Annotated in this window: 25 protein-coding genes and 1 riboswitch; of the genes, 21 read left to right on the top strand and 4 right to left on the bottom strand. The window is 42.3% G+C overall.

What is annotated here, in order from left to right; all coding sequences use genetic code 11:
- Window positions 1-71: 71 nt before the first annotated feature.
- The gene (locus ACPW7J_RS03520) at window positions 72-2,078 is read right to left on the bottom strand and encodes a sigma 54-interacting transcriptional regulator (protein ID WP_425756612.1); all 2,007 of its coding nucleotides are present in this window, start codon (window positions 2,076-2,078) and stop codon (window positions 72-74) included.
- 161 nt (window positions 2,079-2,239) lie between these two features.
- A riboswitch (cobalamin riboswitch) is annotated at window positions 2,240-2,419 on the top strand.
- A 187-nt stretch (window positions 2,420-2,606) separates the two neighbouring features.
- On the opposite strand from ACPW7J_RS03520, the gene ACPW7J_RS03525 reads away from it, so the two are divergent.
- The 17 genes from ACPW7J_RS03525 to ACPW7J_RS03605 all read left to right on the top strand — a co-directional run bounded on the left by ACPW7J_RS03525 (window position 2,607) and on the right by ACPW7J_RS03605 (window position 21,812).
- A complete protein-coding gene (locus ACPW7J_RS03525; protein WP_425756614.1) occupies window positions 2,607-3,359 on the top strand; it encodes an energy-coupling factor ABC transporter permease in 753 nt (250 codons plus the stop codon).
- Window position 3,360: 1 nt separating this feature from the next.
- The gene (locus ACPW7J_RS03530; protein WP_161873440.1) at window positions 3,361-3,690 is read left to right on the top strand and encodes an energy-coupling factor ABC transporter substrate-binding protein; all 330 of its coding nucleotides are present in this window, start codon (window positions 3,361-3,363) and stop codon (window positions 3,688-3,690) included.
- A gap of 4 nt (window positions 3,691-3,694) precedes the next feature.
- Complete coding sequence (cbiQ, locus tag ACPW7J_RS03535; RefSeq protein WP_425756616.1) at window positions 3,695-4,471, top strand: cobalt ECF transporter T component CbiQ; 777 nt, start codon at window positions 3,695-3,697, stop codon at window positions 4,469-4,471.
- 14 nt (window positions 4,472-4,485) lie between these two features.
- Complete coding sequence (locus tag ACPW7J_RS03540; RefSeq protein ID WP_425756617.1) at window positions 4,486-5,325, top strand: energy-coupling factor ABC transporter ATP-binding protein; 840 nt, start codon at window positions 4,486-4,488, stop codon at window positions 5,323-5,325.
- A 133-nt stretch (window positions 5,326-5,458) separates the two neighbouring features.
- A complete protein-coding gene (locus tag ACPW7J_RS03545; protein ID WP_425756619.1) occupies window positions 5,459-5,944 on the top strand; it encodes a GtrA family protein in 486 nt (161 codons plus the stop codon).
- Between the two features lie 11 nt (window positions 5,945-5,955).
- Window positions 5,956-6,591 carry a hypothetical protein gene (locus ACPW7J_RS03550; RefSeq protein WP_425756621.1) on the top strand — a complete coding sequence of 212 codons (636 nt, stop codon included), beginning with the start codon at window positions 5,956-5,958 and terminating at the stop codon, window positions 6,589-6,591.
- On the top strand, window positions 6,576-8,561 hold the full coding sequence (locus ACPW7J_RS03555) for an aldehyde dehydrogenase family protein (RefSeq protein WP_425756623.1): 1,986 nt from the start codon (window positions 6,576-6,578) through the stop codon (window positions 8,559-8,561). The genes ACPW7J_RS03550 and ACPW7J_RS03555 overlap by 16 nt, the downstream gene beginning before the upstream one ends.
- A gap of 149 nt (window positions 8,562-8,710) precedes the next feature.
- On the top strand, window positions 8,711-10,129 hold the full coding sequence (gene tilS, locus ACPW7J_RS03560; protein WP_425756625.1) for a tRNA lysidine(34) synthetase TilS: 1,419 nt from the start codon (window positions 8,711-8,713) through the stop codon (window positions 10,127-10,129).
- Window positions 10,130-10,209: 80 nt separating this feature from the next.
- Window positions 10,210-12,366 carry an ATP-dependent zinc metalloprotease FtsH gene (gene ftsH / locus ACPW7J_RS03565; protein ID WP_161873432.1) on the top strand — a complete coding sequence of 719 codons (2,157 nt, stop codon included), beginning with the start codon at window positions 10,210-10,212 and terminating at the stop codon, window positions 12,364-12,366.
- A gap of 9 nt (window positions 12,367-12,375) precedes the next feature.
- A complete protein-coding gene (locus tag ACPW7J_RS03570; RefSeq protein ID WP_161873431.1) occupies window positions 12,376-13,959 on the top strand; it encodes a PucR family transcriptional regulator in 1,584 nt (527 codons plus the stop codon).
- 21 nt (window positions 13,960-13,980) lie between these two features.
- Window positions 13,981-14,805 carry a type III pantothenate kinase gene (locus ACPW7J_RS03575; protein WP_161873430.1) on the top strand — a complete coding sequence of 275 codons (825 nt, stop codon included), beginning with the start codon at window positions 13,981-13,983 and terminating at the stop codon, window positions 14,803-14,805.
- The gene (dusB, locus tag ACPW7J_RS03580) at window positions 14,798-15,763 is read left to right on the top strand and encodes a tRNA dihydrouridine synthase DusB (protein WP_161873429.1); all 966 of its coding nucleotides are present in this window, start codon (window positions 14,798-14,800) and stop codon (window positions 15,761-15,763) included. The genes ACPW7J_RS03575 and dusB overlap by 8 nt, the downstream gene beginning before the upstream one ends.
- 1 nt (window position 15,764) lies before the next feature.
- Complete coding sequence (locus ACPW7J_RS03585) at window positions 15,765-17,006, top strand: LPXTG cell wall anchor domain-containing protein (RefSeq protein WP_425756629.1); 1,242 nt, start codon at window positions 15,765-15,767, stop codon at window positions 17,004-17,006.
- Window positions 17,007-17,194: 188 nt separating this feature from the next.
- Window positions 17,195-17,677 (top strand): metallophosphoesterase family protein, encoded by a 483-nt coding sequence (locus ACPW7J_RS03590; protein WP_425756631.1) that lies wholly within the window; start codon window positions 17,195-17,197, stop codon window positions 17,675-17,677.
- Between the two features lie 854 nt (window positions 17,678-18,531).
- Window positions 18,532-19,707 carry a DEAD/DEAH box helicase family protein gene (locus tag ACPW7J_RS03595; RefSeq protein ID WP_425756633.1) on the top strand — a complete coding sequence of 392 codons (1,176 nt, stop codon included), beginning with the start codon at window positions 18,532-18,534 and terminating at the stop codon, window positions 19,705-19,707.
- Between the two features lie 687 nt (window positions 19,708-20,394).
- The gene (locus tag ACPW7J_RS03600; protein ID WP_425756635.1) at window positions 20,395-21,609 is read left to right on the top strand and encodes a tyrosine-type recombinase/integrase; all 1,215 of its coding nucleotides are present in this window, start codon (window positions 20,395-20,397) and stop codon (window positions 21,607-21,609) included.
- An 11-nt stretch (window positions 21,610-21,620) separates the two neighbouring features.
- Window positions 21,621-21,812 (top strand): hypothetical protein, encoded by a 192-nt coding sequence (locus ACPW7J_RS03605; protein ID WP_425756637.1) that lies wholly within the window; start codon window positions 21,621-21,623, stop codon window positions 21,810-21,812.
- An 87-nt stretch (window positions 21,813-21,899) separates the two neighbouring features.
- On the opposite strand, the gene ACPW7J_RS03610 is transcribed toward ACPW7J_RS03605, so the two are convergent.
- Genes ACPW7J_RS03610 through ACPW7J_RS03620 form a run of 3 tightly spaced genes read right to left on the bottom strand, consistent with a single transcriptional unit; the run spans window position 21,900 to window position 23,208 of the window.
- The gene (locus ACPW7J_RS03610) at window positions 21,900-22,682 is read right to left on the bottom strand and encodes a WYL domain-containing protein (RefSeq protein WP_425757491.1); all 783 of its coding nucleotides are present in this window, start codon (window positions 22,680-22,682) and stop codon (window positions 21,900-21,902) included.
- Window positions 22,683-22,687: 5 nt separating this feature from the next.
- A complete protein-coding gene (locus tag ACPW7J_RS03615) occupies window positions 22,688-22,948 on the bottom strand; it encodes a hypothetical protein (RefSeq protein ID WP_425756639.1) in 261 nt (86 codons plus the stop codon).
- 2 nt (window positions 22,949-22,950) lie between these two features.
- A complete protein-coding gene (locus tag ACPW7J_RS03620) occupies window positions 22,951-23,208 on the bottom strand; it encodes a helix-turn-helix domain-containing protein (RefSeq protein ID WP_425756641.1) in 258 nt (85 codons plus the stop codon).
- A gap of 327 nt (window positions 23,209-23,535) precedes the next feature.
- Between ACPW7J_RS03620 and ACPW7J_RS03625 the strand changes: the two genes are divergently transcribed.
- From ACPW7J_RS03625 to ACPW7J_RS03640, 4 genes are all read left to right on the top strand, one after another.
- Window positions 23,536-23,997, top strand: a complete 462-nt coding sequence (locus ACPW7J_RS03625; RefSeq protein ID WP_425756643.1) for a hypothetical protein — start codon at window positions 23,536-23,538, stop codon at window positions 23,995-23,997.
- Between the two features lie 308 nt (window positions 23,998-24,305).
- On the top strand, window positions 24,306-24,935 hold the full coding sequence (locus ACPW7J_RS03630; RefSeq protein WP_425756645.1) for a hypothetical protein: 630 nt from the start codon (window positions 24,306-24,308) through the stop codon (window positions 24,933-24,935).
- A gap of 97 nt (window positions 24,936-25,032) precedes the next feature.
- Window positions 25,033-25,212, top strand: coding sequence for a helix-turn-helix domain-containing protein (locus ACPW7J_RS03635; protein ID WP_425756647.1), 180 nt, complete (start codon window positions 25,033-25,035; stop codon window positions 25,210-25,212).
- A 1-nt stretch (window position 25,213) separates the two neighbouring features.
- A complete protein-coding gene (locus ACPW7J_RS03640; protein ID WP_425756649.1) occupies window positions 25,214-25,789 on the top strand; it encodes an SHOCT domain-containing protein in 576 nt (191 codons plus the stop codon).
- Window positions 25,790-26,138 lie beyond the last annotated feature (349 nt).

A 26,138-nucleotide genomic window follows, 5' to 3' on the forward strand; every position in this document is an offset into this window, starting at 1 on the left:
CCATTTTTCAAACGTTTTCAGTCCTGAAAGTAATATTTTTCCTCGAAAAAAGATAAACTGGATTGAATATTTCAATCCAGTTCACTCCAATTGTTTCGCGCAGAACAGGTATCAATCCAGTTCTTTCCGTCTTCTGTGAGAGCTGTTCCTTTGCGGCCGGTTGCGATTTCAATAAAACCCATTTCTTGTAAAGCATGGAGTTTTTTTCGCAACAGCATTTCGCTGCATATGAATCCCTGCTCCTTTAAACGCTCAAAAAGCGTTCGTCTGCCCATACCATTTTGCTGATCGTTCAAAGTGCTAAGGATGTGTTCATCGATGTGATCTATAGCAGACTTGTTTTTTTTCGGTGTATCAATCATATTATTAGGAAAGTCTGTAATATCGGCTGTTGATTTTTCAATTACTTTTATATATTGTATAAAGTTTTCTAATTCTCTGATGTTACCTGGCCAGGTGTATTGGTGCAGATATTGATAAGCTCTGTCTGTGAGGCTGAAAGTAACATTATGTTTTTCCTTGAAATAATGCATTAACAGATCCAGATCATCACGGCGCGCCTTAAGTTCTGGCATGCGTAATGAAAGCGTACAAATTCTATAATAGAGATCTTTTCTAAATTCACCTTTTGTTACCATACTCTGCAGATCTCGATTGGTCGCGGCAATGATTCTAATATTAACGTGAATGATGTCTGTTCCGCCTACTCGTATCATTTCCTTTTCTTGCAGCACACGTAACAGTTTTACCTGAAGGGATAAAGGCATATCTCCTATTTCGTCAAGAAAAACAGTACCGCCATTGGCAATTTCGAATAGACCTATTTTACCTTTTCTGGAGGCTCCGGTGAAAGCGCCATTTTCATAGCCGAAAAGTTCGCTTTCTATTAGGCTTTCGTTCATTGCGCCGCAGTTAAATGCGACAAAGGCACATCCGCTGCGGTTAGAATAATTGTGGATGGCGCCGGCAAGTAGTTCCTTCCCTGTTCCACTTTCTCCCTCGATGAGAATTGGCAGTTCACTTTTCGCGAATTTTTTTGCTTTATCGATTACATCAATAATCGTTTTACTTTTTCCTATGATGTTATGGAAGGTGTATTTAGCCCTGTGGCCCGCTTTAAGGAAATTTTTTGATTTGTTTTCTATATTTTTAATTTCATTTAAATCAGACAGAATCACGATGATGTCTTCTGAAAAATGGTCTGACATAATTCGCAAAAAGTATGATTTCCCTAAGATGATAATGACATTTTCAAATCCATCTTCCAGTTTCACTTCGGATATTTGATAATCTGAGAGAATAGAGAGAATCTCTTTGCCACGCAAATAATCTGCAGGTAAATTGAAAATAGCTTCGCTTCTTTGATTAGCGAATTCGATATGTCCGTCTTTTTGACATAGAATAATACTGTCCTTCATGTTGTTAACGATTTCTTTTAATTTAATTTTGTTGGAGACAGTTTCTATGCAAAGGTTAAAATAACCTTCAAACATGAAAATATAGGTGCTTGCATATTCCTTTATGACACGCAGTGTTTTTTGATCAAGAAGATCCAGCTTTGTCATGAGCTGCAGGAGAACAAAGGGCTCGATTCCGCGATTTCCGATATCGATGACTTCTTCGACGAATCCGGGTACATAGGACAGTTCGTTATGAGTGGTAATAGCAGTACGCAGCAGAGGCGCGTTTTGAATGCCTGGATAGTATGGATAAAGCTCTATACGTTTGATTCCAAGTGAAATGAGAGCTTCTATGATTTCCCTGGTAGAACCTTCATTATTAGAAACAAATAACGCTTTGTGTTCATTTGTAAGCTGGCCAAGCTTTTTAAAATTTTCTTTTTTAAAGGACATTTGCACATAGAGTAATTTTGCGTGGCTCAGATCCTTATACTTCGACAGCTTGTTTCGTATTTCTTCAGAGGTATAAAGAATGATATCGAAATCAAAAAGAGCTTGGGGTTCTTTTTTGATAGAAAATATTGAAATATCAAACGTTTTGGGAAAAAGATTTTCCAAGATTTCACTAATTAGAATACCGTTTTGGATATCAATAGATATAATGCATACTTTTTTCATGTTCAGCTCCGTTTTAATTTTATTTCGTGCTTTTCTAAAATTGTATCATATAACTTTTAATTTACAATTCTTTTTTCGCGGGAAAAATATGTAAGCAGGGCTATTTGCTTAGTGAAAAAAATAATCTTGACTACTATGCCGCCGGGTAGTAGAATGAAAGTACAATTGAATGTAGGAAAGGTCTCCCTTCGGGGAGTAATAGGGAAGCAAGTGAAACTCTTGCACGGTCGCGCCGCTGTGAAGACGGAGCATCCTCCTGATCATGCCACTGGGCAACTGGGAAGGCTGGATGGATGCTGAGATGTCGAAGTCAGAAGACCTGCCTTGATTGCAGCCAATTTGCACTGGTTACGAACGATGGCCAGGTGTGAACACCCGATAGGGCGGTACTTTGGTGTATCTAGCTTTTGATGTTTATGCCTGTCTTTTTGACAGGCTTTTTCATTGCTCTCAGTTAGAAAGACTTTAATGAATCTAGTCCCTATTGGTGTGTATTTGTTGTTTTAGCCACATAAGTTGAAAGGAGAAATGATGAAAAAAAGGCAAAAATTATTTTTATCAATTGTTACGGCAATGTCCCTTGTGTTCGGTATTGTACCGGCAGCTGACGCTATGCACATTATGGAGGGCTATTTGCCTCCAATGCACTGTGTAATCTGGGGGATAATCTGCATCCCGATTTTAGTTTGGGGTTTTATTTCTATCAAAAATACGCTCTCGGAAAACAGGAGAGTTATTACTGTCTTAGCTATGGCGGGAGCCTTTATCTTCGTGATTTCGTCGCTGAAGATTCCTTCTGTGACGGGAAGCTGCTCTCATATGACGGGAACAGGTCTGGGCGCAATTCTGTTCGGACCGGCGGCTGTAAGCATTCTGGGCATTATCGTATTGATTTTTCAGGCGATTTTGCTGGCTCACGGCGGATTGACTTCCCTGGGCGCTAATACGTTTTCTATGGCTATTGCGGGCCCGTTTATATCCTATGGTATCTATAAATTGTGCCAGAAGCTGAAGGTGAATAAAATGGTTGCCATCTTCTTAGCGGCTTCACTGGGCGATTTGTTTACATATTGCATCACCAGTTTCCAGCTGGCGATGGCTTATCCTTCGGAAGTAGGAGGCGTTATGGCTTCTGCCGTTAAGTTTTTGGGCGTATTCGCGCCGACCCAGCTGCCTCTTGGCATTGTAGAGGGAATTCTGACTGTGGTTATCGTCATCGGTTTGGAATCCTTCGCAAAGCCGGAGTTGAGATCAATTGGATTTCTGAAGGAGGATAAATAGTATGGAAAAAAAGAGCAGAAAAGGTTTAGTCATTGTCCTGTTGGTTCTGGCGGTTCTCATTGCAGTAATCCCGTTTCTCGCTTTAAAGGGCGCTGAATTCGGCGGCTCAGACGATGCAGGAAGTCAGATGGTTGCTGAGATTCAGGGAGAAGAATATGAGCCGTGGTTTACCCCGGTGTTGGAGAGCTATCTGGGCGGGGAAATTCCCGGAGAAATTGAAAGTCTGATCTTTTGTGTACAGACTGGCATCGGCGTCGGTATTTTGGCTTTTTTCATGGGCCGATTCTATGAGCGCCATAAGTGGATGAAGAAAGAGGATAAAGAGGAATAAAGCTGTGATTATTGTAGACAAGCTCTGTTATCTGTCAAAACTCCGTTATGTGAGTCCATATGAAAAGTTTGCCTTTGCAATGCTGACGCTGATCTTCTGCATTGTGAGCCGGTCTATCGGCATGGGTGTGCTGGTGTTGATATTGAACGCCTATTTAACCATCGTTCGGGGTGGTATTTCGGCCAGACGTTTTGTGAATCTGATGTTGGTTCCATTGGCCTTTTTACTGCTCAGTACGGCGGCTATCATCATCAATTTTTCTCATGCGCCGTTGGACGCGTTTGCTGTGCGGATTGGCGATTGGTATGTAACTGGCAGTTGGACCTCCATTCATCGAGGTGTGCAGATGACCATAACAGCGCTTGCATCCGTCTCCTGTCTGTATTTTCTCTCTTTTAATACGACTATGACGGATATTTTGACCGTATTAAGAAGGCTACATGTTCCGCCTTTGATCGTGGAACTGATGCTGTTGATTTACCGGTACATTTTCGTTTTGCTTGACGTAGCGTATTATATTACCACATCGCAAAGCGCCAGATTGGGGTACAGGAATTTGTCAGCATCGTACCGTTCCTTTGCAGCTATGGTACAGGCCCTGTTCGTTCGAGCCATGAAACGGTCTCGATGTCTGTATGACGCTATGGAAGCGCGAGGGTATGACGGAGAGATCAAAGTGTTGGAAGAAAGCCGTCCGGTGTGCAAAAAGAATGTCATATTGATCGCGGTTTGTGAAACGGTGCTATTGGGTGTTACGATTTGGATGAAGCTGCATCCATAGAAAGCGGGGACGTGATGAAAGATATTATTATAAAAGCTGAAGATCTGTACTTTTCCTATGATGATGCTAAAAGTCATTCGCTCTGCGGCCTCAGTTTGGAGATAGAGCGAGGTAAAAAGGTGGCTTTTATGGGAGCGAACGGCGCGGGAAAGTCTACTTTTTTCCTCTGTCTGAACGGTATTCACAGACCAGCTTCCGGAACGCTTTATATTGATGGGAAGCCTGTAGATTACAGCAAAAAGGGTTTATTGGATTTGCGGAGTAAGGTGGGAATCGTATTTCAGGATCCCGACAACCAGTTGTTTTCTGCTTCTGTATTTCAGGAGATTTCCTTTGGCGCGTTAAATATGGGAATGGCAAAGGGGGAAGCAGAGCGGGCGGTTATGGAGGTCATCAAAACTCTGGAAATTGAGCCTTTCATGGAAAAACCCACCCATTCTCTGTCTGGCGGACAAAAAAAGCAGGTGTCTATCGCGGACGTATTGGTTATGGCGCCGGAAGTGATTATTCTGGATGAGCCGGCCTCATCCCTTGATCCAAAGCATACGATCATTGTTAACGGTATCGTGGATTTGATGGTGGAACGGGGCATTACCGTTCTGATGTCGACCCATGATGTGGATTATGCTATGCAGTGGGCTGATGAAGTTGTACTCATCGCGGACGGAAAAACGCTGGCGCATGGGTCGCCGCGGGAAGTATTCAGTGATGATAACCTGCTGGCGAAGACAAATTTGAAGAAGCCGGCGGCTATGGAACTCTTTGAGAGTCTTGTATCAAAGGGTGTGCTATCCGCGGAGCTTCCTGTGCCGAAAAGTCTCGGGGAGTTGGAAACGTATATCAGTAGAATTTGATGAAAAAGTCAAGCGTGAAATGTAATGATAACCGCTATTGACAATAGAGCCGGTTGTGAGATAATTGTACTATAGAGCAGAAATGCACTATAGTACAATTTTGTTTATATAAAGCAAGGAGAAAATTTTATCTATGATAGAAAAAGAAACTTTCACAAAAAAAGAAAATGGAGCGCAGGTGTTGAAATTTATTTTGTTTTCGGCGTCTGCTGGGATTATACAGACCATAGCTTTTACGATCCTCAATGAGCTTTTCAGATGGACGTATTGGCCCTGCTATTTGATCGCGTTGATTTTATCTGTTCTGTGGAATTTTACCTTGAACAGAGAATTTACGTTTAAATCAGCCAGCAACGTGCCGGTGGCAATGGCTAAGGTTTTTGGATTTTACTGTGTGTTTACACCACTGTCTGTTTGGTGGGGCAGCGCGTTGACCGGAGCCGGATGGAATGAATATTTGGTACTCTTTGGCACAATGGCTGTTAATTTGACTACAGAATTTCTTTATGATCGATTTTTTGTATTTAGGGGAAGTATTAATACGAACAAACGGGCGCGGCGTAAAGATGAAGATGGCGGCGTAGAAGACGATGCATTTAATGAAGAAAACGCGGGGTAGTAAAATAGAAGATGATAGACAATAATATTTATGAGACTGTAAGAAAATATGCGGAGATGTTGATTTCCAAACCATATTATAATGTATACCGAATTCTGATTAGGGAAGACCGGCATATATGGTCGACAAAAGACAATGCGGATTTCCACAGACTTTTGCCAGAGGATATTTTCTGTGCCGCGGAATCGGATCAGGAAAAGGATCCGTTGTTAGAATTCTTCGCAGATGAAGAATTCTTTGACATAGGCGCGGTAATTTTATCCGTAACGCCTTATTGCGCCAGGATTGGCAGAAGCAGGAAGGTCTTGACCGCTTCGCTGGACGATATGGCGCAGATCATCGGTTGGCAGGCGCGCCAGGCAGAAAACAGCGCGGCGTCTATAAAGCAGGCGCTGAAGGATGCGGCGGCATGCTTTGTTGGAGAAGCGTCGGTGGTAACAGGACGGAACTTATATGAGGCAGCAGTGGCCTTGGATGTATTGGAAAAGTCCGCTGAGGTTGCTGTGCGGGCGGAAGCTTTGGGCGGCGCTGAGCCGTTGGCGGAAAAAGAAGCCAGATACATGAGAACGCACTACATGGAGAAGTATTCTAAGGCAGAACAAGCTTTTCGATCTGGGGGGAGGACAGACAAATGCGTAAGAAGGTAAGGGAACAGGAGCTGCGGATGCAGCTTGTAGAGTATGGCAATAAATTAGTAGAATCCGGCTTGGTACAGGGAACCTGGGGCAATCTGTCTGTACGTTTGGATGATCAATATATGTTAGTAACGCCGTCAGGGCTGGACTACAGCCGGCTATCTGCGGAAGATATGGTTAAGGTTCATATCGAAACCCTGACTTACGAAGGGTCTTTGAAGCCGACCTCAGAAAAGAACCTTCATAGCGCAATCTATCACACGAGGCCGGAAGTCAGCGCTGTGATTCATACCCATTCTCGATTTTGCAGTGTCTTTGCGGCGGCGCGGAAGCCTGTGCCGGTAAAAGATTTGAAAATGCAAGAGGTTTTCGGAGATGAGATTCCCATTGCCGAATACGCTTTGTCGGGAACAGGTTTGCTGAGAGACCGTACGGTTGCGGCTTTAGGCCAAGGGGCAGGATGTCTGATGGCCGCCCACGGCATGATCTGTTGCGGAAGTTCTATGGAGGAAGCCTTTACCCATTGCTTGCAGATGGAGGCATGCTGTCAGCGTTTTTTGGAAAGCGACGGGATGAGCGGATGTCAGTGTGAGCAAAGGGCGTCAGCCGAAGGAGTGTCTATTGAAGAAGTTGCGCGGCGTCAGAGGGACTTTTTTCACAGAGGAAAAAGCAGAGACTTAACCTATCGTAAAAAAGCGCTGCGCAGGCTTCGCGGCATGCTCCAGGCACGTGAGGATGAGATTTTGGACGCACTGTATCAGGATCTGGGGAAATCTCGTTATGAAGCTTATGCTACGGAATTGGGAATGGTGTATGAGGAAATTGATTATATGCTCAAGCATATGGGGAGGATGGCAAAGTCAAGAAAGGCGTCGGCCGGACTGGCCAACTTTCCTGCGCGGGGAAAAGTGTATCGCGAGCCTTATGGAAGTGTTTTGATCATAGCGCCATGGAACTATCCGCTTCAGTTGGCGCTGATGCCGCTGGCAGGTGCGTTGGCGGCGGGCAACTGTGCGGTTGTAAAGCCATCGGCTTACGCGCCCCATGTTTCCGCCGTGATAAAGAGCATTTTAGAAGCGTGCTTCAGCGCTGATTATGTGTATACCGTAACCGGGGGTAGAGAAGCGAATCAGGCGTTGTTAAAGCAGAAGTTCGACTATATTTTCTTTACCGGCGGTAAGACTGTAGGGCGTCAGGTCATGGAGGCCGCGGCAAAGCATTTGACGCCGGTGACGTTAGAATTGGGCGGCAAGAGCCCGTGCATTGTCGATGAAACGGCAAACATTTCCTTGGCGGCAAGAAGGATCGTATGGGGAAAGTTTCTCAATTGCGGACAGACCTGCGTAGCGCCGGATTATGTAATCGTCCATCACGCAGTGAAGGAAAAGCTGATCGACGCCATGTATAGAAACATTGAGGCCCTATATGGAGAAAATCCGTTGGAAAGCAAGGATTACGGAAAGATTATCAATGAAAAGCATTTTGATAGATTGTGCGGCCTGCTGCAGGCGGAAAATCTCAACACGTCATATCGGACGGACAGGAATCGTTTGAAGATTGCGCCGGTGATCATAGAGGATGCTCACTGGTGTAGTCCGGTTATGGAAGAAGAAATCTTCGGGCCGGTTTTACCGGTTATCACCTATGGTAATCTTTCGTCAGTGAAGCGAGAAATTGAGAAAAGACCGCGGCCGTTGGCATTATATCTGTTCAGCCGCTCTCGAAAGAATATGCGGTACGTCACCAGTCGCTTGTCCTATGGTGGCGGGTGCATGAACGACACGATTATGCATTTGGCTTCTGTGGAATTGCCTTTTGGGGGCGTAGGAGAAAGCGGCATGGGCAGTTATCACGGCGAATATAGCTTCGAGACATTTACCCATGAAAAGAGCGTATTGACAAAAAGTACGTATATTGATCTGCCTATGCGGTATCCGCCGTATTCCAAAAGCCTGCGCATGCTTCGCGCGTTTCTCGGCTGATATAATGGTGTGGTGACGAATCAGCAGCTGAGGATCTGATGTACGAAGCGCATTCTCGTCAGGAAAAAGTAAAAAAAGGAAGCAAAAAGAAGAAAATCTACACAAGGAAGCTTTTAAACCGCACCTTTTTGTGGTATACTTAACTTACTATGGATGTATTTGAAAAGGTACTGGCTTTAATCAGTGAATATAATTTAATCAAGAAACATCAGCACATCGTTTTGGGCCTTTCCGGAGGCCCGGATTCGCTGTGCCTTTTTCATATATTGCTGCAATTGGCAGAGGAATGGGATCTGAAAATCTATCCTGTACATATCAACCATATGCTTCGGCCCGGCGCGGCAGGAGAGGATCAGGCCTTTGTTGAGGAGGTTTGCCGGAAAGCAGGTTACCCGGCCCAGGTTTTTGTCTACGATTGCAACGCTATAGCGGCCAGAGACCATTTGACCAGCGAGGAGGCCGGGAGAAAGGTACGTTATGAAGCTTTTGCTCAGACTGCCGCAAGTCTGCGATCAAAGGGTATCTGCGCGGATGATATTCGTATCGCGGTAGCGCAGAATGCGGATGATCAGGCCGAAACGATTCTATTTCGTGTGCTGCGGGGCGTGGGGACGGACGGACTGTCCGGAATGCATTACAGCCGGAGGGATGCAGACGGAAATTTGATAGTCAGGCCGCTTTTGGATGTATATAAAGATGAAATTATGGAGTATTGCAGAGAGCATGATCTGCATCCGTGCGTGGATGAGACTAACAAACAGCCGCTGTATACCCGTAACCGTTTGCGGCTTCAGCTGTTTCCGCTGCTAGAGCAGGAATATAACGCGAACATTAAGGATACAATGATTAGAATGGGGCGCATTGCCGCTGTTGACAGTCAATATCTGCAGCAGCAGGCCAGAGCGGCTTATCTTTCTCTGCGAAAAGAACAAGAGAATGGAAAAATAGTCTTATCGGGAACCGGTTTCCGAGAACTGCATCCGGCAATCGGTCGGAGAGTTTTGGCTCTGGCTTTTCGAGAAGCAGGTCTTAATGAGGACGTAAGCTTTAGTCATTATCAGGCATGTGAGGATATTGCTGTTCGGGGCGGCGCATCATCGGGCTGTGATTTGCCGGGCGGATACCGTTTTGCCAGAGTATACGATGATTTGCAGATTACAGCAAAGGCGTTTTCTGCCGGAGATAACGGCGCGCCGGAGATTACGGTCTGTGAGATGAGTATGGAGGAGTACAGGAAAGCGAGGCAAAACCATAACAGGTGCGCTGCCTTTGACTATGACAGTCTTGCAGCAGAGCATGGAGAAGGTTTTTTACAGCAGCTGACGCTTAGACACCGGATGCCGGGAGATTATATCGCGATCGGCGGAGGCGGCAGGAAAAAGCTGCAGAATTTATTTGTAGACTGCAAAATACCGCGAGATGAACGGAACCAGCTGTTTGTGGCAGCGGTGGGACATGAAATACTGTGGATTTTGCCTCATCGTGGATGGAGCCGGTTCAGTACAAAATATCAGCCGGGAGAGATGACAAAAAGGGTGATATGTATTGAAATAATTTGTGAAACATGATAAAATAGTAAAACTGTTTTGTTAAGAAAGAACAAATTCCAGAATGACTGAGAATATAGATATGGGAGGAATAACAGAAATTGAAAAAATTTGCAAAGAATATTAGCATTTACCTGGTAATTTTTGCATTGGTACTTGCGGCAGCCTTTTTATATAGAGGCGGTGGCGGAGAATACAAGCAAGTAAAGTATTCTACCTTCGCAAACTATTTGGAGCAGGAAAAAATCAGCGAAATTACTATTGATGGGACAAAGCTGACCGGTAAGATTGGGAAAGACAAATTTGTGTACGCTTACGCGTCCTCCGTCATAGAAATTGATTATTTGGAGGATAAGTACATTTTTAAGCAGATGGCAGACAAGAAGCTGACGGTGGAAACACCGCCTCCAAGTTCAGGCTCAACGATTCTCAGCCTGTTGCCGACGCTGATTATGGTCATCGCGTTAGGCTTCCTGTTCTATCTGATGATGAATCAGGGCGGAAACGGAAAAGCCTTTTCCTTCGGGAAAAGTAAGGCGCGGATGTATAAGGGTGAAGGAAAGAAGATCACCTTTGATGACGTAGCCGGATTAGACGAGGAAAAAGAGGAACTGGAGGAGGTCGTAGACTTCCTGAAGGATCCGCGGAAATATAACGAGGTTGGAGCGCGTATTCCGAAGGGTATCCTGCTTGTCGGACCGCCGGGAACAGGAAAAACATATGTATCCAAGGCGACGGCCGGAGAGGCGGGCGTACCGTTCTTTACAATCAGTGGTTCTGACTTTGTAGAGATGTTTGTCGGCGTCGGCGCTTCTCGTGTCAGAGATCTCTTTGACCAGGCGAAGAAACAGGCGCCGTGCATCGTGTTCATCGACGAAATCGATGCGGTAGGACGCAAGAGAGGCGCAGGTCTGGGCGGCGGAAACGATGAAAGAGAACAGACCTTGAATCAGCTGTTAGTAGAGATGGATGGTTTTGGCGAGAATTCCGGTATTATCATTCTGGCGGCAACCAATAGACCGGATGTATTGGATCCTGCGCTGCTGAGACCGGGAAGATTTGACCGTCAAATTGTGATCGGCGTACCGGATATCAAAGGCAGAGAGGAAATCATTAAGGTTCATTCCAAGAATAAACCTTTGTCAGACGAGGTTTCTCCGAAAATTTTGGCGCGAAGAACGCCGGGCTTTACACCTGCGGATTTGGAAAATCTGCTCAATGAGGCGGCTTTGATTACGGCCAGAAGAAACGGCCGTAAAATTCGGATGACCGAGATCGAAGAAGCAGCTACGAAGGTCATGGCAGGCCCTGCTAAAAAGAGCAGAGTTATCAGTGAGGAAGAACGCAAGCTGACCGCGTATCATGAGGCGGGGCATGCTGTTGTTATGAGAACGCTGCCGAAGTCTGATCCTGTTCATCAGATTACGATCATCCCAAGAGGAAGCGCGGGCGGATTTACTATGGCGCTTCCTGAGAAGGATAAAGCCTATGAGACGAAAAAGGGTATGCTCAACGCAATTAAGCATCTGCTGGGCGGTCGTGTAGCCGAGCAGCTCACATTGGATGATATCAGTACAGGCGCCAGCAACGACATCATGAGAGCTACAGAGATTGCCCGCGGCATGGTGACAAAGTATGGATTCAGCGATAAGATCGGTCCTGTGAACTATAGTGATTCCGATGAAGTCTTCTTAGGCAAAGATTTTTCGACCAGGAAGAATTATTCAGAGGGCGTAGCGTCTGAAATTGATCACGAAGTGAAAGCTATTATTGAAGACGCTTATGAAGAAACGAAGCGCATCCTGACTGAGAATATGGATAAGCTGGAACGAGTAGCGCAAGCGCTGTTACAGGTGGAAACTCTGGACGGCGAACAGTTTGAAGCGCTGTATACCGGTGAAATCGACGCCGAGGGTCTGGCTGAGCAGGTGCGTGAAAAGGATGCTGAAATTCAGAAGATCAATGCAGAGGAAGCTGCGGAATACGAAAGAATTCGCAAAGAGGAAGCAGAACGGTTGGCAGCTGAGCTTGCTAAGTATGATACAGACTATATGGGTGACGATGAGGACGAAGAACTGGAAACTGAGGAACGAGAGTTTAGAGCCGGTCCGGTGGAAATTCGTTTAACAAAGGTGCGGCATCCAGAGAATTCCGAAGAAGACACCATAAGCGAAGAAGGGAAAGAAGCTGTTGGTGATGACTCAAACGACGCGGAGGCTTCGGCGGCCAAAAGTGAAAATGAGGATGAGGAAGAATAGAGGTAGTATATGAAGATAACGGTAAATGACTGTTTGGGTTTGGAAGCATTCAGCCCCAGCATTCTGGCGGCAGGAAAGAGAAATATCGGAAATAGGGTTCGTTCAGTTTCAGTTATGGACGCGCCTGATCTTGAAACTGCTCTGCGCAACAATGGCGTCAGAGAACAGATCGTTCTTACCTCCTTTTATACAATGTTGGGTCGTGAAAAGCTGCAGTGTGAGGTTGTAAAAGGTCTGGCGAAGGCCGGTGTCAGCGCTCTGGCGATATTTCATGTTGAAAACGGTTTAACCGGAGCAGACAGCGAGGTTATTGAAACCGCGGAGCAGGTGGGATTGCCCCTTATTGTGATTCCTAAGAATAACAAGGCGGAGTATTCCGATGCCATTGAGCAGATTATGGATAAACTGCTGTACGGCGATAATTTCAAGAACAGTCTGATCAACAATACGATCTATCATCTGTTAAACTTTGAGAAATACAAGACGTTTCATTCAGCCTTGCGCGAAGCCGCTGTGAGCAATGATTTTCAGGTAGTTCTCCTGTCAAAGGATTTCAACCCGATTTTGTCTATTGAAACCAGACAACGTACGACGATTGCCGATGCCATTCGACTGGGTAAGGAGAGAGACGTAGAAAAAGCAGGCATTTATACGTTTATCGATGTGAACGGTGTTCTAACTTATTGGGGACCGATTACCATAAATAAGGAGAAATACTTTCTCTTTATTGTGGATAATGAAGATAACTACTCTGCCGGTGAGATTACAAAGCTGTCGGAGATTATCGAGCTGGCCATGGGTATGTGGAAGTATACCCCGGAGAGAGACGTGCGGGCAGAATTGATAAAAGCATTGATTCGCGGCAACAAATCTCTTGCTTATTCTCTGAAAGACGAGATGAACATTAAAGCGGACAATATTCTGAGCGTGTTCTATGCCAAGGGAATTGAAACCAACCAGGGCAATGCTGTAATCAGTGAATTCGAGAAAAAAGAAAACATTGAAGTTTTGAGAATCACAGAGGGAGAAGAAACCTACGGTATGATTCTTAAAAATGGTGAAAAGAAAGAAGATGATGAGATTTCACAGAAGACCAGCTGCATTCTTCTCTTTGATAAGCTGAAGGAGGGCAGCAAGACGGTGCGTATTTTCCATGCTACTGGCGTGGACGGTATAGAGGGCGCAGGAGACGCCTTCCGTCTGATCAGTGAAACGTGGACCTTTGTGGAAAACGTATTTCCATATAAGCGAGTATTTACCAAGTATGAACTGGCTCTGGTATCGAACTGTATCAATTTGCAGGTGCAGGGCGGTTATCTGAAAAAAAATTACATGGATCTCCTTGAACCTTTCCGGAGAGAGATGGGAGAGAATAAGGCGAAACAGCTTTTGGAAACTTTAGAAACCTTTGTATTGGATGCAGGAATGAACAGCGGGAAAACCAGTGAATTTATGGGCATCCATACGAATACGGTACAGTATAGACTGAAACGAATCAACGAAGTATTGGGTGCGGAAATCACCGGAAACCGAGTAATACCGGGATTGACCATGGCTCTGGCGTTGAAACGGCTGGACCGGGTAGTAAAATAGAATAGATTTGGAGAAGAAACAATGCTTTTAGCTTTTGATGTTGGTAACAGCAATATCGTACTGGGACTTTTTAAAGACGGTAAGCTGATCACCAATTGGAGAATCAAAACCGACACCAACAAAAGTGCCGATGAGTATGGCATGATTGTAAATCAGCTTTTTCAATATGAAGGGCTGAAGACTTCGGACGTGGAAGACGTCATTATTTCTACTGTAGTGCCTTCCGTGCTGTTTACCCTGCAGCACCTGTCCATGAAATATTTTAACAAGCGTGCGATTACAGTGGAATCTGGTGTGAAGACGGGGCTTATCGTCAAATATGACAACCCGAAACAGGTGGGAGCGGACCGAATTGTCAATGCGGTCGCCGCTTACCATAAGTATGGCGGCCCACTGATCATCATCGATTTCGGTACGGCTACTACATTTTGTGCCATCACCGAGAAGGCTGAGTACCTGGGCGGATCTATCGCGCCGGGTCTGAAGATATCCTCAGAGGCACTTTTTGAGAAAACATCCAAGCTGCCGAAGGTAGAACTGGAGGAACCGGGGCAAACGATCTGCAAGAATACGATTCAGAGTATGCAGTCGGGACTGGTCTATGGACATATGGGTATGGTAGACTATATCGTTCGCATGATGAAAAAGGAATTGGAAGCTATTACAGAATCCGGGCGGCCTGTTACAGTAGTAGCTACCGGCGGATTGTCTACTTTGATCGACGGCGGCGTAGATTGTATTGATTATGTGGATAAGATGTTGACGCTGGAAGGTCTGGAATTGATCTATCAAAAAAATAAGAAACCGCCGAGACCATGTGGAAAAGGAAAAAAGGAACATGAGTAAGAGAGCTTTAAACATAGGAAATGTCCAGTTGGATAATCCGTTTATTCTGGCTCCCCTTGCAGGTATTACAGACGCTCCCACTCGCAGGATTTGCCGCGAGATGGGGGCGGCTTTGGTATATTCGGAGATGGTCAGCGGCAAGGGACTGTATTATGGTGGTGCGCGAACCAGAGAATTACTGTATTTATATGAGGAGGAAAAGCCTGTAGCATTTCAGATCTTTGGCAGCGAGCCTGATATCATGGCGGCTGCCGCGCGGGAATTAGAATCCTGCGGCAACGCTATTCTGGACATCAATATGGGTTGTCCTGTACCAAAAATCGTTAAAAACGGAGAAGGCTCTGCGTTGCTCCGAAATTTGGATTTGATTTATGAGCTGATTTCTGCAATGGTGAGGAACACACAAAAGCCTGTGACAGCTAAGATTCGAATTGGTTTTGACACCTCGTCTATCAATGCGGTGGAAACAGCAAAGGCTATTGAGGCTGGTGGCGCCGCGGCAGTAGCAGTACATGGACGAACCAGAGAACAGTATTACAGTGGAAGGGCGGATTGGAGCCAGATCGCGGCAGTAAAGGAGGCGGTATCTATTCCCGTTATCGGTAACGGCGATGTAACGGATGCGGCTTCCGGCATGCGGATGATCGCTGAAACTGGCTGTGATTTTGTTATGGTGGGCAGAGGCGCTCTTGGAAATCCCTGGATTTTCCGCGAACTGACCGCAGCATGGAGAAAAGAGGAAGCGCCGCCGCTTCCAGATATTAACGAAAAAAAACAGATGATGTTGCGGCATTTTGGTGATATGATAGAGCTAAAGGGCGAGTACGTGGCAGTGCGCGAAATGCGTAAGTATATGGGATGGTACCTAAAGGGACTGCCTGGCAGCGCTGCACTAAGGGGTAGGGTGAATCAGATCAATGATCCTGAAGAACTCGTCCAAGCTATAGGAGGATTGTGATATGAAAAGAATGAGACGTATTTTTGCCGGATGCTTGATTCTGACCATGGTTATGATAACATCTGCAGCGCCGACTTTTGCCGGCATTATGGACGAGGTGGGAAAAACTAACTCTATGGCCATGGTTATGGTAGAAAATGCAAATTGTGAAATGCTGCCTGAATTGGATGATTTAACAGTACATATTTCATCAAAGGAGGCTGGCATCGATATACAGATACCGGTAGACAAAATTACGGAAGACGAAGATTTTCTGTGCATGTGGCTTGGCGTTCCGTCAGAAAAGATCAGCGATGAAATGATGAAGAAGCTGGCGGAGATTCAGGGCAAAGTAGATCTGCAGGATGTAGGCGAGACCCTGGATGACTTGAATAATCTGCTGAATAAATTTCAGGTACAGGTGAAAGGCCTGCCGGAAGATCATTATGTGGCGACAGGCGGCGCTTTGGTCATCACCAACGAAATATACAAGCAGGCGATTGATATTCTGCGTCAGGCGTTAAAGGAAAATGGCATGGAATTTGACAGTTTTTCCGAATTGATTGAGAAGCTTTTGGCAGACGCTGATCTGACGCTGGATGATATCTTTGATACATCGGATATGACAGAGGAAGATTGGGCAGATCTTGAGAAAATAGGTTTTACCAAAGAGGATCTTGCGCTGCTGAAGGATATGATCATCAATATTGACCAGGTAATCGATTACCTTTGCAGTGAAGATTTCACGGGTGTTCTTATTGCGGGAGTATATCTGACGTGTGATTGTCCGGAATTGACAGAGTACCAGATTCAGCACAGATATTATGAGCGGCAGAACGGCAAGCTGAAATTGGTAGGCGTTTCTCACGAAGGCGAATATGACGCGGAATTTGAGGAGTATTATCTTACCGGTGAAACCGGAACTGTGATCAGAGCAAAGGATTTCAGAAAGACTAATTATAAAGGAAAGTCCTATGATTACATGGGAAGCTATGATGACATTGCACTGTATGACGGATGGAAGCACCATGAGATGAAGTCCTTTGTACTGGGTGAGGATTTGGTCAACGGATTAGTGCTCCGCTATGTTATCGATAAGGGAGACAGTCCGGCAATAAACGGAACAGACGGCGAAAACGATCTGAACCATGGCGGCGCGCCGCAGACAGGAGACAATACGCCACTGGGTATATACATCGCGTTGTTTGTTGCTGCCGCAGCCGCAACGGGCGCAGCTGTTGTATATAAGAAAAAGAGAAAGTGAGAACCCCACCCTTCCACGAAGCGAAGCTTCGGGTGGGTACCCGGGAACTTTGTTGTCCTCGGACAACAAAGCAGAAAATAGTTTCAGGCTTTGAGCGTCTGAAACTATTTTTTTGGGTATCATTTTTATATAGCGATTGATGAGCATAATAATCGTATTATTACAGACAAAACTTTTAGGAGGAGAACATGGCGACAAAGATAGGCATTATTTCTGACACACACGGGCTTCTGCGGCCTGAGGTACTGGACGCCCTTGAAAGCTGTGATTGTATCATTCATGGGGGCGATATCAACAGGCAGGAAATTATAGACGCCCTGCAGGAAATAGCGCCGCTTTATGTGGTAAGAGGCAATAATGATAAGGAGTGGGCGGAACATTTGCCACATCATTTAGTATTTGTCATAGAGGGATGTAGATTTTTTCTGGTGCATAATAAGAAGGATGTACCGAAGAATCTGGAAGATGTGGATGTTGTTGTATTCGGCCATTCACATAAATACTTTCAACAAAGTGTGGACGGCAGACTGTGGCTCAATCCGGGAAGCTGCGGCAAGCGTCGTTTTGATCAGGAGATTACCTTTGCTGTCATGACCGTGGAGGGAAGGAACACAGTTGTGGAGAAAATTGCGATAGCAGTAGGGCAAGGAAAAGCGGTTAACCTTTGCTAGAATAAGAATCACAATTTCCATAAAAAAGTAACTGCCTTGAGCTTGTAACTTTGGCAGTTATTCGTAAACTGCTAGGTTAGCCGTTTTCAACGGCTTTCCTTTTGACGCCAATATGCCATAAAGAAGAAAATTCAATAGAGAAATCGAATTTTTCACACGACGCGGGCTGTGTGGATTTTCTTCGTCAAGAGATAGATTTTCAGTGGCATCCTTCTATGAAAAATGATATAATGAACTTGTCAAGAGGACAAGCGAAAGCGGTTAACCTTCCCCGAAACTCGAAAGGGGTTTTGGACTAAAAGGAAGGTGGTAATATGATGAGAATTACAATTACCTTTGGTAGAGTAAGAATCACTATTTACATAAAAAAATAACTGCCCTGAGCTTGCAACCTTGGCAGTTATCTTTTAACTGATAGGTTAGCCGTTTTCAACGGCTTTCCTCTTGACACCAATATACCATAAAGAAGAACAAAATTCAATAGAAAAATCGAACTTTCCACATGGCGCACTACTGTGTGGATTTTTTTTCTGCTTAAAATCCAAACCTCTTCAAAATTAAAAATTACAATAAAATCCAGATATAATATTTATAGAAGATGGAAAAGGAAAGAAAAATGCGTCAGGCATATTTTCAGTAAACCAATTCTAGTGTTGAAATCTGCGGCAATTCTGCCGTCTGAAAATAGTGGAGACTTCCCTACTAAACGTATACATATATGTAGAAGTAATACTTCTTAATATTTTTCTCTGCGGCACTGCCGTTATATTGATAGATATGTGAAGCGTTGGTAGATAGCCCCTGCCGACGCTTCTTTTTTTGTCACCTTCAAGTCAAAGAAGGAGGATTTTCTTTTGATTGGAGAAAAGTATTTAAGTGAAGCAGTCCACGCCGAAGAAATCAAAGCAGGGCAGTTAAATTTGGTGAAAGCGCCAGTGGGTGCAGGCAAAACCACATGGGCATTGAATACCCTTGCAGAAGAAGTCACAGATAAACACAGAATGGTATATCTCATTGATACAGTCAATGGAAAACAGCAACTACTTAGAAATGAGAATACAACTTTCTATGATAGAGACTGGCAGGAGATTGTAAACAGCGGTATTGTATATTTTGGAGAGAAGAAGGTAGTTGTAATGACTTATGCAAAGTTTGGGGTACTAGCGGAAAAGTATCCGAAGTTTGGCTTTGACTTTGAGTTGATTCTTTGTGACGAAATCCATAATCTAATTCGATTCAATACCTTTACCCAGAATAATCCCAATGACAAAAGATGGCACGCAATAGCGAAGAAACGCATAGAGGAAATTATTCTAAAGTCAGCAAAGACAAAAGTGATAGGACTATCCGCCACGCCAGATAGGGCAGAGAAAGCGTTTTCTGCGCCAGTCCATAGAATCACAGTAGATAAAGAGGTCAGGGAATTTGAAACGAAAGCAGAATACAACTATTCTAATTTGGAGTACCTGATAGAGAGTATGCCAAAAGGAAAAGTTGGACTTGTCTATGTGGCGCGCATTACACAGATGAAAAGACTTGTTGAAATGATAAAAGCAAAAGGTTTACACTGTGTAGCGGTTTGGAGCATCAACAACAAGGACAATCCAATGACAGAAGAACAGCTTGCGGCGCGCGACTATATCATCAATCAAGAGCAGTTGCCGCCAGACTATGATGTGGTGATTATCAATGCCAGTTCGGAAACTTCTATCAATATTAGAGGAAAAATCGACTATATTGTGATTCATACGACAGAGGAAGAAGTCAGAACACAGGTCAGAGGAAGATATAGAGATGATTTAGAGGAACTCTATTTATACGATAAAGAATCGTTGGAAGTCCCAGAAGAATTTCTTAATGTGCCCCTTTTTAAAGAAGATAAAGATGCTCTTTGTGAAATATTGCGGCGGACTGATGAATTTAAGCGATTAGTTAAATGGACGAAAACAAAAGAAAAGTTATTAGAAGAAGGATATGAGATAACGGAGAAAAGATACAACAATAGGCGTTATGCGATTATATCTCTTTAACTGCCAATTTTTGTTGCTTCTATATATAAGGAGGTAGCATTTTTTGGCAGATTTGTTCGAGGGGCGAGTTGGGCAGGTCAGGGACGAATTGCGTTGAAAGATTTTTCTATTTCCCAAAACATACGCCCTTCTTCAATAGAAAAAGAATACAGAACTCAAAGGCATAGCATTATATTAGTTATGTCTTTTTTTGGAATTGATACTGCGGCGGCGGTAGGAATTTTGCTTGGTTTTGTTCCTTGAAATCCATAAAAGTGTTGAAATTTCAATGATTGTGTGGTATAATAAATTTACAGTTTAAAGATTTACAGTTTTCTTTATAAATGAACGTAAATGGGGCAGAGCAGGACTGTAAATTTACAGTTTCAAAGAAGAATTCCCTGCTTAACTGCCAACTTATTTAAAGAAAAAAGGAAGCTCTTTCGAGCTTCCCTATCCTCTAAGTATTGAACTTTCAACAGCTTTGAAGGAATGATTATTAGCCGAAGTATCTCTTCAGAAGACCTTCAAATGCAGCGCCGTGTCTTGCCTCTACATAGGCTACACTGTGACATGTGGGAAGGCTAACAGTTGAAAAACGTTGGAATTTCAATAAATGTGTTGGATAAAATGACAGTCATATAAACACAAATATAGTTCTTTTTGATGATGTAACAAGAAAAGTTACAAGTCAAGGAGGATTTTTTTATGGAAAAGAAGAGAAATGTAGGCGTTTTTCAATGTGAGAATGGAAATTGGGGATATCGTTATACTGTTGTGGTTGGTGGAGAAACTAGAGCAAAGAAAAAGGTAAAAGATGAAAATGGAATACCCTTTAAGACTGAAAAGCAGGCAATCAGAGCAAGGAATAGAGCAATCGCAGAGGAACAGTTAAATGCGAAGCGAAGGACTGTTATCAAAAGAAAAACTTTTTCTGATGTCTATAAGGAATACTGCGAAACTGGCAGAAGTGGGAAAGCCTATTCAACTATCAGAAAGCAGGACAGCCTTTGGCGCAACCACTTGAAAGAACGCTTTGGCAAAAAGTATGTTGATGAAATTACTGTTGCAGAGATTACAGATTATTTGTCAATGCTTTATTATGAAGAGGGCAGAGCCTATGGTTATGTGGAAGGGCTTCTTAGATTCTTCTATTTAGTGTTTGGACAGGCGTATGCAAGAGATTATCTTGATATAGACACTTATAATAAACTCTGCGTCAATAAAGACACCAAAATTAAAATGCCGAAGATGAAAGTTGATGAGGAAACAGAGATTGTTATTTTCTCCAAAGAGGAACTAAAGAAACTTGATGGATATTTCAAAGGCACTAACGCAGAGACAGCCTATATGATTGGCAGGTACTGCGGCGTTCGCATCAATGAGTGTTATGGTATTATGTGGTCTAATATTGACTTTGAAGAGGGAACTATCAGAATCGAAAGGCAAATGCAGTATCAGGAAGGGGTAATTAAATTAGTATCTCTGAAAACCAGAAACGCAAAGAGAACGATTTACATGGCAAAACCTCTTCAAGAGTATCTGGAAAAGTTGTATTTTCAGAAGGAAGAATGGGAAGAAGAACTTGCAGACCAGAGACAGCAAAATCAAATTTTTATTGAAGATGCCAATGGAAAGTTAGTTTCTTGTTTGGAACTTGTCAATACATTGCCTAACGGAAAAAGACAGTCTATCAATTCCATGAAGTATCATGCAAATAAGGTTAAGGAAAAATTGGGAATCCACTTCAAATATCATTATCTGCGCCATACCTATGGAACTGCCCTTGCAGATAAAAATACGCCACCTCATATTCTCTGCAATCAAATGGGACATGGTAATATCAATGTAACACAGCAATATTATGTGGCAGTGTCCAGAAGAGCAGTAGAAGTGCTGAAGCATAATCTGAAAGCAATTTAGGAGGTGGTAAAATGTTAGACAAGCCAGAAATTTGTGTGGGACTTGAAGTGTATGGACATAGAACGATACAAGAGTACCAATGGTTACTTGAGGATATAGACAATGAAATGGTGAGAGAAAATCTCCAAGCACTCATAAATTGTGTCTATAAAGATGGCGTGAAAGATGGGATAAAATTGTACAGACAGCTTGATACCAATTAAAGCAAAACAGTGAAGAGGGAAGAACTTTGAACTTCCCTCTTCATCAGAATAACAAATTGATACATCTTTGAACATCTTGTTAAGAAGTCACTTGAAACTGTCAGTCAAATTATACAAATCTGCAAGTGACTGAATCCATCTCTTCATGCGTTGCGTCACATAGAGGGGAGAAAGCAACTTTGCGCCAGTTCCAAGGCTAAAAATCCATGAAAAAAATTCAGAAGAAACTTCTGTTTCATGGACGATATGGAAAGTGGTATCTGTTTCTTTGTCTATATGAACACTTCTGCCGAAGCGTTCATAAATGAGAGGAAGAAGGTCTTTGTCAAATTCCATAGAAATTTTTTCAGTTCTGATTTCTTCTACAGAGTAATCATAGTCTAAAACTGCTTCTTTGACTGCCGCAGGCGCAGGCATAGGCGTACCTTCTGCGGTATGCCGCCAGAACTTATAATCGAGGATTTTATTGACTTCAAAACAGAGAATATCTTCTTTTGTATAGCCTTTGATAGTCTTTTTACTGTAGCGAGGTTTTACTCTTTTACAGGCACAGAGATACCATTTGCCATTGAGAGAATAGGTATATAAAGGAAGAGCCTTAAACTCTGTATCTGTTCTTTGCAGATGGTCTTTCTTAAATGTGAAGTGAGGGTAGGTGAATTTGACAATTTCCTGATTCTCTGCGGCGAGGTCTAAGGTTTTAAGAAGTGCTGAAACATCTTCATTTCTATTATCCTCTTCATAAGGGAGTGCTTTTAGAGCAATTTCCTTTGCCTCATGGATACTGCAAAGATTTTCTTTTAAATCTTTGATAATGCGTCTTTTCTGCGTTGGTGGAAGAAAAGGGTTATCTTGAACGCTTTCTGCAATGGCTTTTAATCTTCAAATTGCAAATGGCGAGTTGCCAGAGAATATTTTCTGGGTTTTCCAAAGGTAGTATCATAATGAATACTTAAGGGATATTCTAATAACGCTAAATCAAGGTCAACAGTTTGGCGAGTAGAGTTGATTTCATAGTTCTGTTCAAGCTTTTCTAAAATCTGTCTTTTTGTCAGTCCATGGGTATCGTCAGTGTAGCGTTGTAATATTTGATAGACTGCAAACAGTCTTGCTTTCTGGTAGTCTGATTTTGGCATGGCTATTCCTCTTCATTCTTTGGTGCTAATAAATCGTCATAGGAAGTTTCTAAAATATCTCTGATACCTTGCAGTTGCTGTGCTTGCAGGTGCTGAATCCCTCTTTCTATCTTTACTAAAGTTTCTCTTGTCATTTCAATCCCTTGTAGCTGAAGTCTGCGAACAAGTTCAGTTTGCCCTATACCTTTGGATTTTCTGATTCTGCGAATATTTTCGCCAATAGGAATATATGAATCCTGTTTAATTTTCTGTTCCATCATAGTAACTCCTCTGTATAACCAAATAGAACTGAAATTAGTCCGATTTCTATTGATTTTATACTGATGAGGTGTTACAATGGGACTAGAATTAGTCCTATTTGTTGAGCATCTGAATATTATGCAGGCAGCATAGGACTAATACGAAATATTTTGATAAGATAATAAAAATAGCTTTTGCAGAAAGAGACAAAGAGTTGATTGGATAAATCTAAAAATTCTAAAATGAGAAGTAGATACCAGACTTTTTAGAAGTAGTGTGCTATTTATATGTAGATGCGCTGAAATTGAAGGGAATTATAAAATAGCAATAAAAGGAGGATAATTTTGATGGCAAATGTTCAACAACCACATGGAACAGTATTAGAAGGAATTTTTAAGGGTGGATATATTTATTTTGATGCAGGGAAAAGAGTTTTTTATATAACAAGAAGCATTAGATATAGTGGTACAAGAGGGTTTCTTGGAAATATATCCGAAATCAAAAGAGGTATGAATGAATTGAAGCAAGGACAAGATTACATTCCCAGTGATGTTGTGAAAGTTATATCTAAAGAGACTGTTGAACGATATGAAGACATAGGCAGTTATAATAATTCAGTGCCCAATATGAACGCAGCAATTAAAGGATATACTACATTAGGGGCATTAGGAGGTGCATTAGGCGCTATGGCAGGAATGAAAACAGACTATGATATGGCAATATATTTTAAGAGTGGGGATAAAAGTCTAATTCGCCTAAACTCAACAGGAGCATATCAAGAATTGAAAACAATACTATTTGATTTCTGACAAAATCAAGTATAAAGTATGGAAATTATTTGTGCTGAAATGAGATGTTGAAATGGGACTGATATTAGTCATCTTGAAGGGCACAAGCAAAAATATATAGAAAGGATTAGATGCATAACATAGATGAAGTGTCGTAGGTGTTTTAATACAATGGGTACCAAAGGTTTGTCTTATCCTAAAAACTTTTATTGCCCAAATTGCTTTTGTGAAGCTAATGTTGATAGATATGGCAAAATTACTTGGTTTGATGAGAATGGGAGAGTGTTTTCTCCTAAAGCAGTTACGACAGAAGACAAGGAGAACTTATAATGAGAAATAAAAGAGGAATAAAAATAATTTGTTTACTAATGAGTATACTTTTAATTTCGTCTTGTGGTAACAGGGAGCAAGAATCAATTCAAAATTCACAAATTGTTGAAGGTTGGGAAGGCACTTATGTTTTTGAAGGAAGTATGGGTCAAGAGATTATTCAGATTTATAAAGGGTATGATGAGGACTCATATACTATTGATTATGCATGGCTTACTTCAAATGGACTTAATGTTATGGATAGTGGAACAGTGAACTTAGATGAAGTAAATGAAACTACATTCTCGACGCAAATGGAACACAATGATTATAGTTCATCAGAATTAAAAACATTTAATTTAGATGAAGATAATAACTTGGAAGCATATGATGAAACTTTTGAGAAATTAAGTGTAGATGCTTGGGAAAATAAATGGTCTGTGGAAGATTTTTATAATTATAAAGAGAAAGCAGATTCATATATGTGGAAAGAAATGGATTACAGCGATATAGATGTGCGATATGAAACATATGCTAATGGAGAAAAAGGAATTAACTTCTTGTATTATTATGGATATGACAGAGATTCTGAAAGTATGGCAACCATTTATGTAGTAGATGGGGTCATAGAAGAAGTTTCTGGTGTATAAAATTGGAATTTCGAGATTAGCGAAATGAAACCAAGATTTGTGGCAGGAGTATTATTTATAATTACAGATTTTTGAAAAGCGATAGAGAGGTAGTAAAATGAGCGACGCAGTTGGAACTAAAGAAATGGCAGAGAGATGGGGATATAGTCAAGCGACTATTAGCAAATGGTGTAGGGAAGGTCTTATTAAAGGTGCAGACCATGATGGAGATGGAAGTCCTTGGCATATTCCTAAAGATGCAGAATGTCCCAAAGTATTAAGAAATAAGGAGAAATAAAGTGAAAGTATGTAAAATGTGCTATAGTGGTATGCTTTTAGCCTATGGCTATGTACCTGATGAGAAAGGAAATAAATATCCATTATGTAAAACTTGTTTTGCTAAAGCGAATGAAATAGCTGCTCAAGGAAAAATTTACTTTTATGACCCTAAGGCTAAAAAAATAGTAATTGTAAATAGAGAAGATGGTGAAATCAGAAAAAAATGTAATGTTTGTGGTCATATTTTTTGTTACACTAATATGGATGTATTGGCAAATAAAGAAAAAAATAGGACTGCAAAACTTTCAGCTGTAGCTGCCTTAGGTGGGACACTTGGCGGAAATACTACAACTGGTGCTGTTTATAATTCAAATGCACAAAATAGTTTGAATCAGATTATAGATTACAACAAATGCCCTAAATGTGGTTCTATTGATTTGAGAACTTTGAGTAAAGAGGAGTATCAGTTAGAAGTCAAAGGTAGTTCACCTACTTCACCAGTCGAAGAATTGAAAAAATACAAGGAATTGTTTGATGAGGAAATTATCACTCAAGAAGAATTTGAAATGAAGAAGAAACAACTGTTAGGACTATAAAATGTTTTATCCACATGGCGCACTGCTGTGTGGATTTTTTACTGCTCAAAATTTGACCCTCTTCAAATTTTGAATTTACAATAAATTCCATATATAATATATATAGAAAGTGAGAAAAGAAGAAACTTGCGGCAGGCGCAGTTTTACTGCAAAGGATTTTTCCTTGCAGTCTGCGCCAGAATTTCAGCAAGAAATTAGTAGAGGGTCAATCACCATACTTATACATATATATAGAAGTAATATTTAATAATGGATTACTCACAGCATGGCTGTTTTTAGATATATGTGAAGCGTTGGCAGTTGATTTTCTGTTGACGCTTCTTTTTTATTCCCATCAACATTTTAGATA

It is taken from the genome of Ihubacter sp. rT4E-8 (assembly GCF_049852125.1).
In the GTDB taxonomy this organism is placed as follows: Bacteria; Bacillota; Clostridia; order Peptostreptococcales; family Anaerovoracaceae; genus Senimuribacter.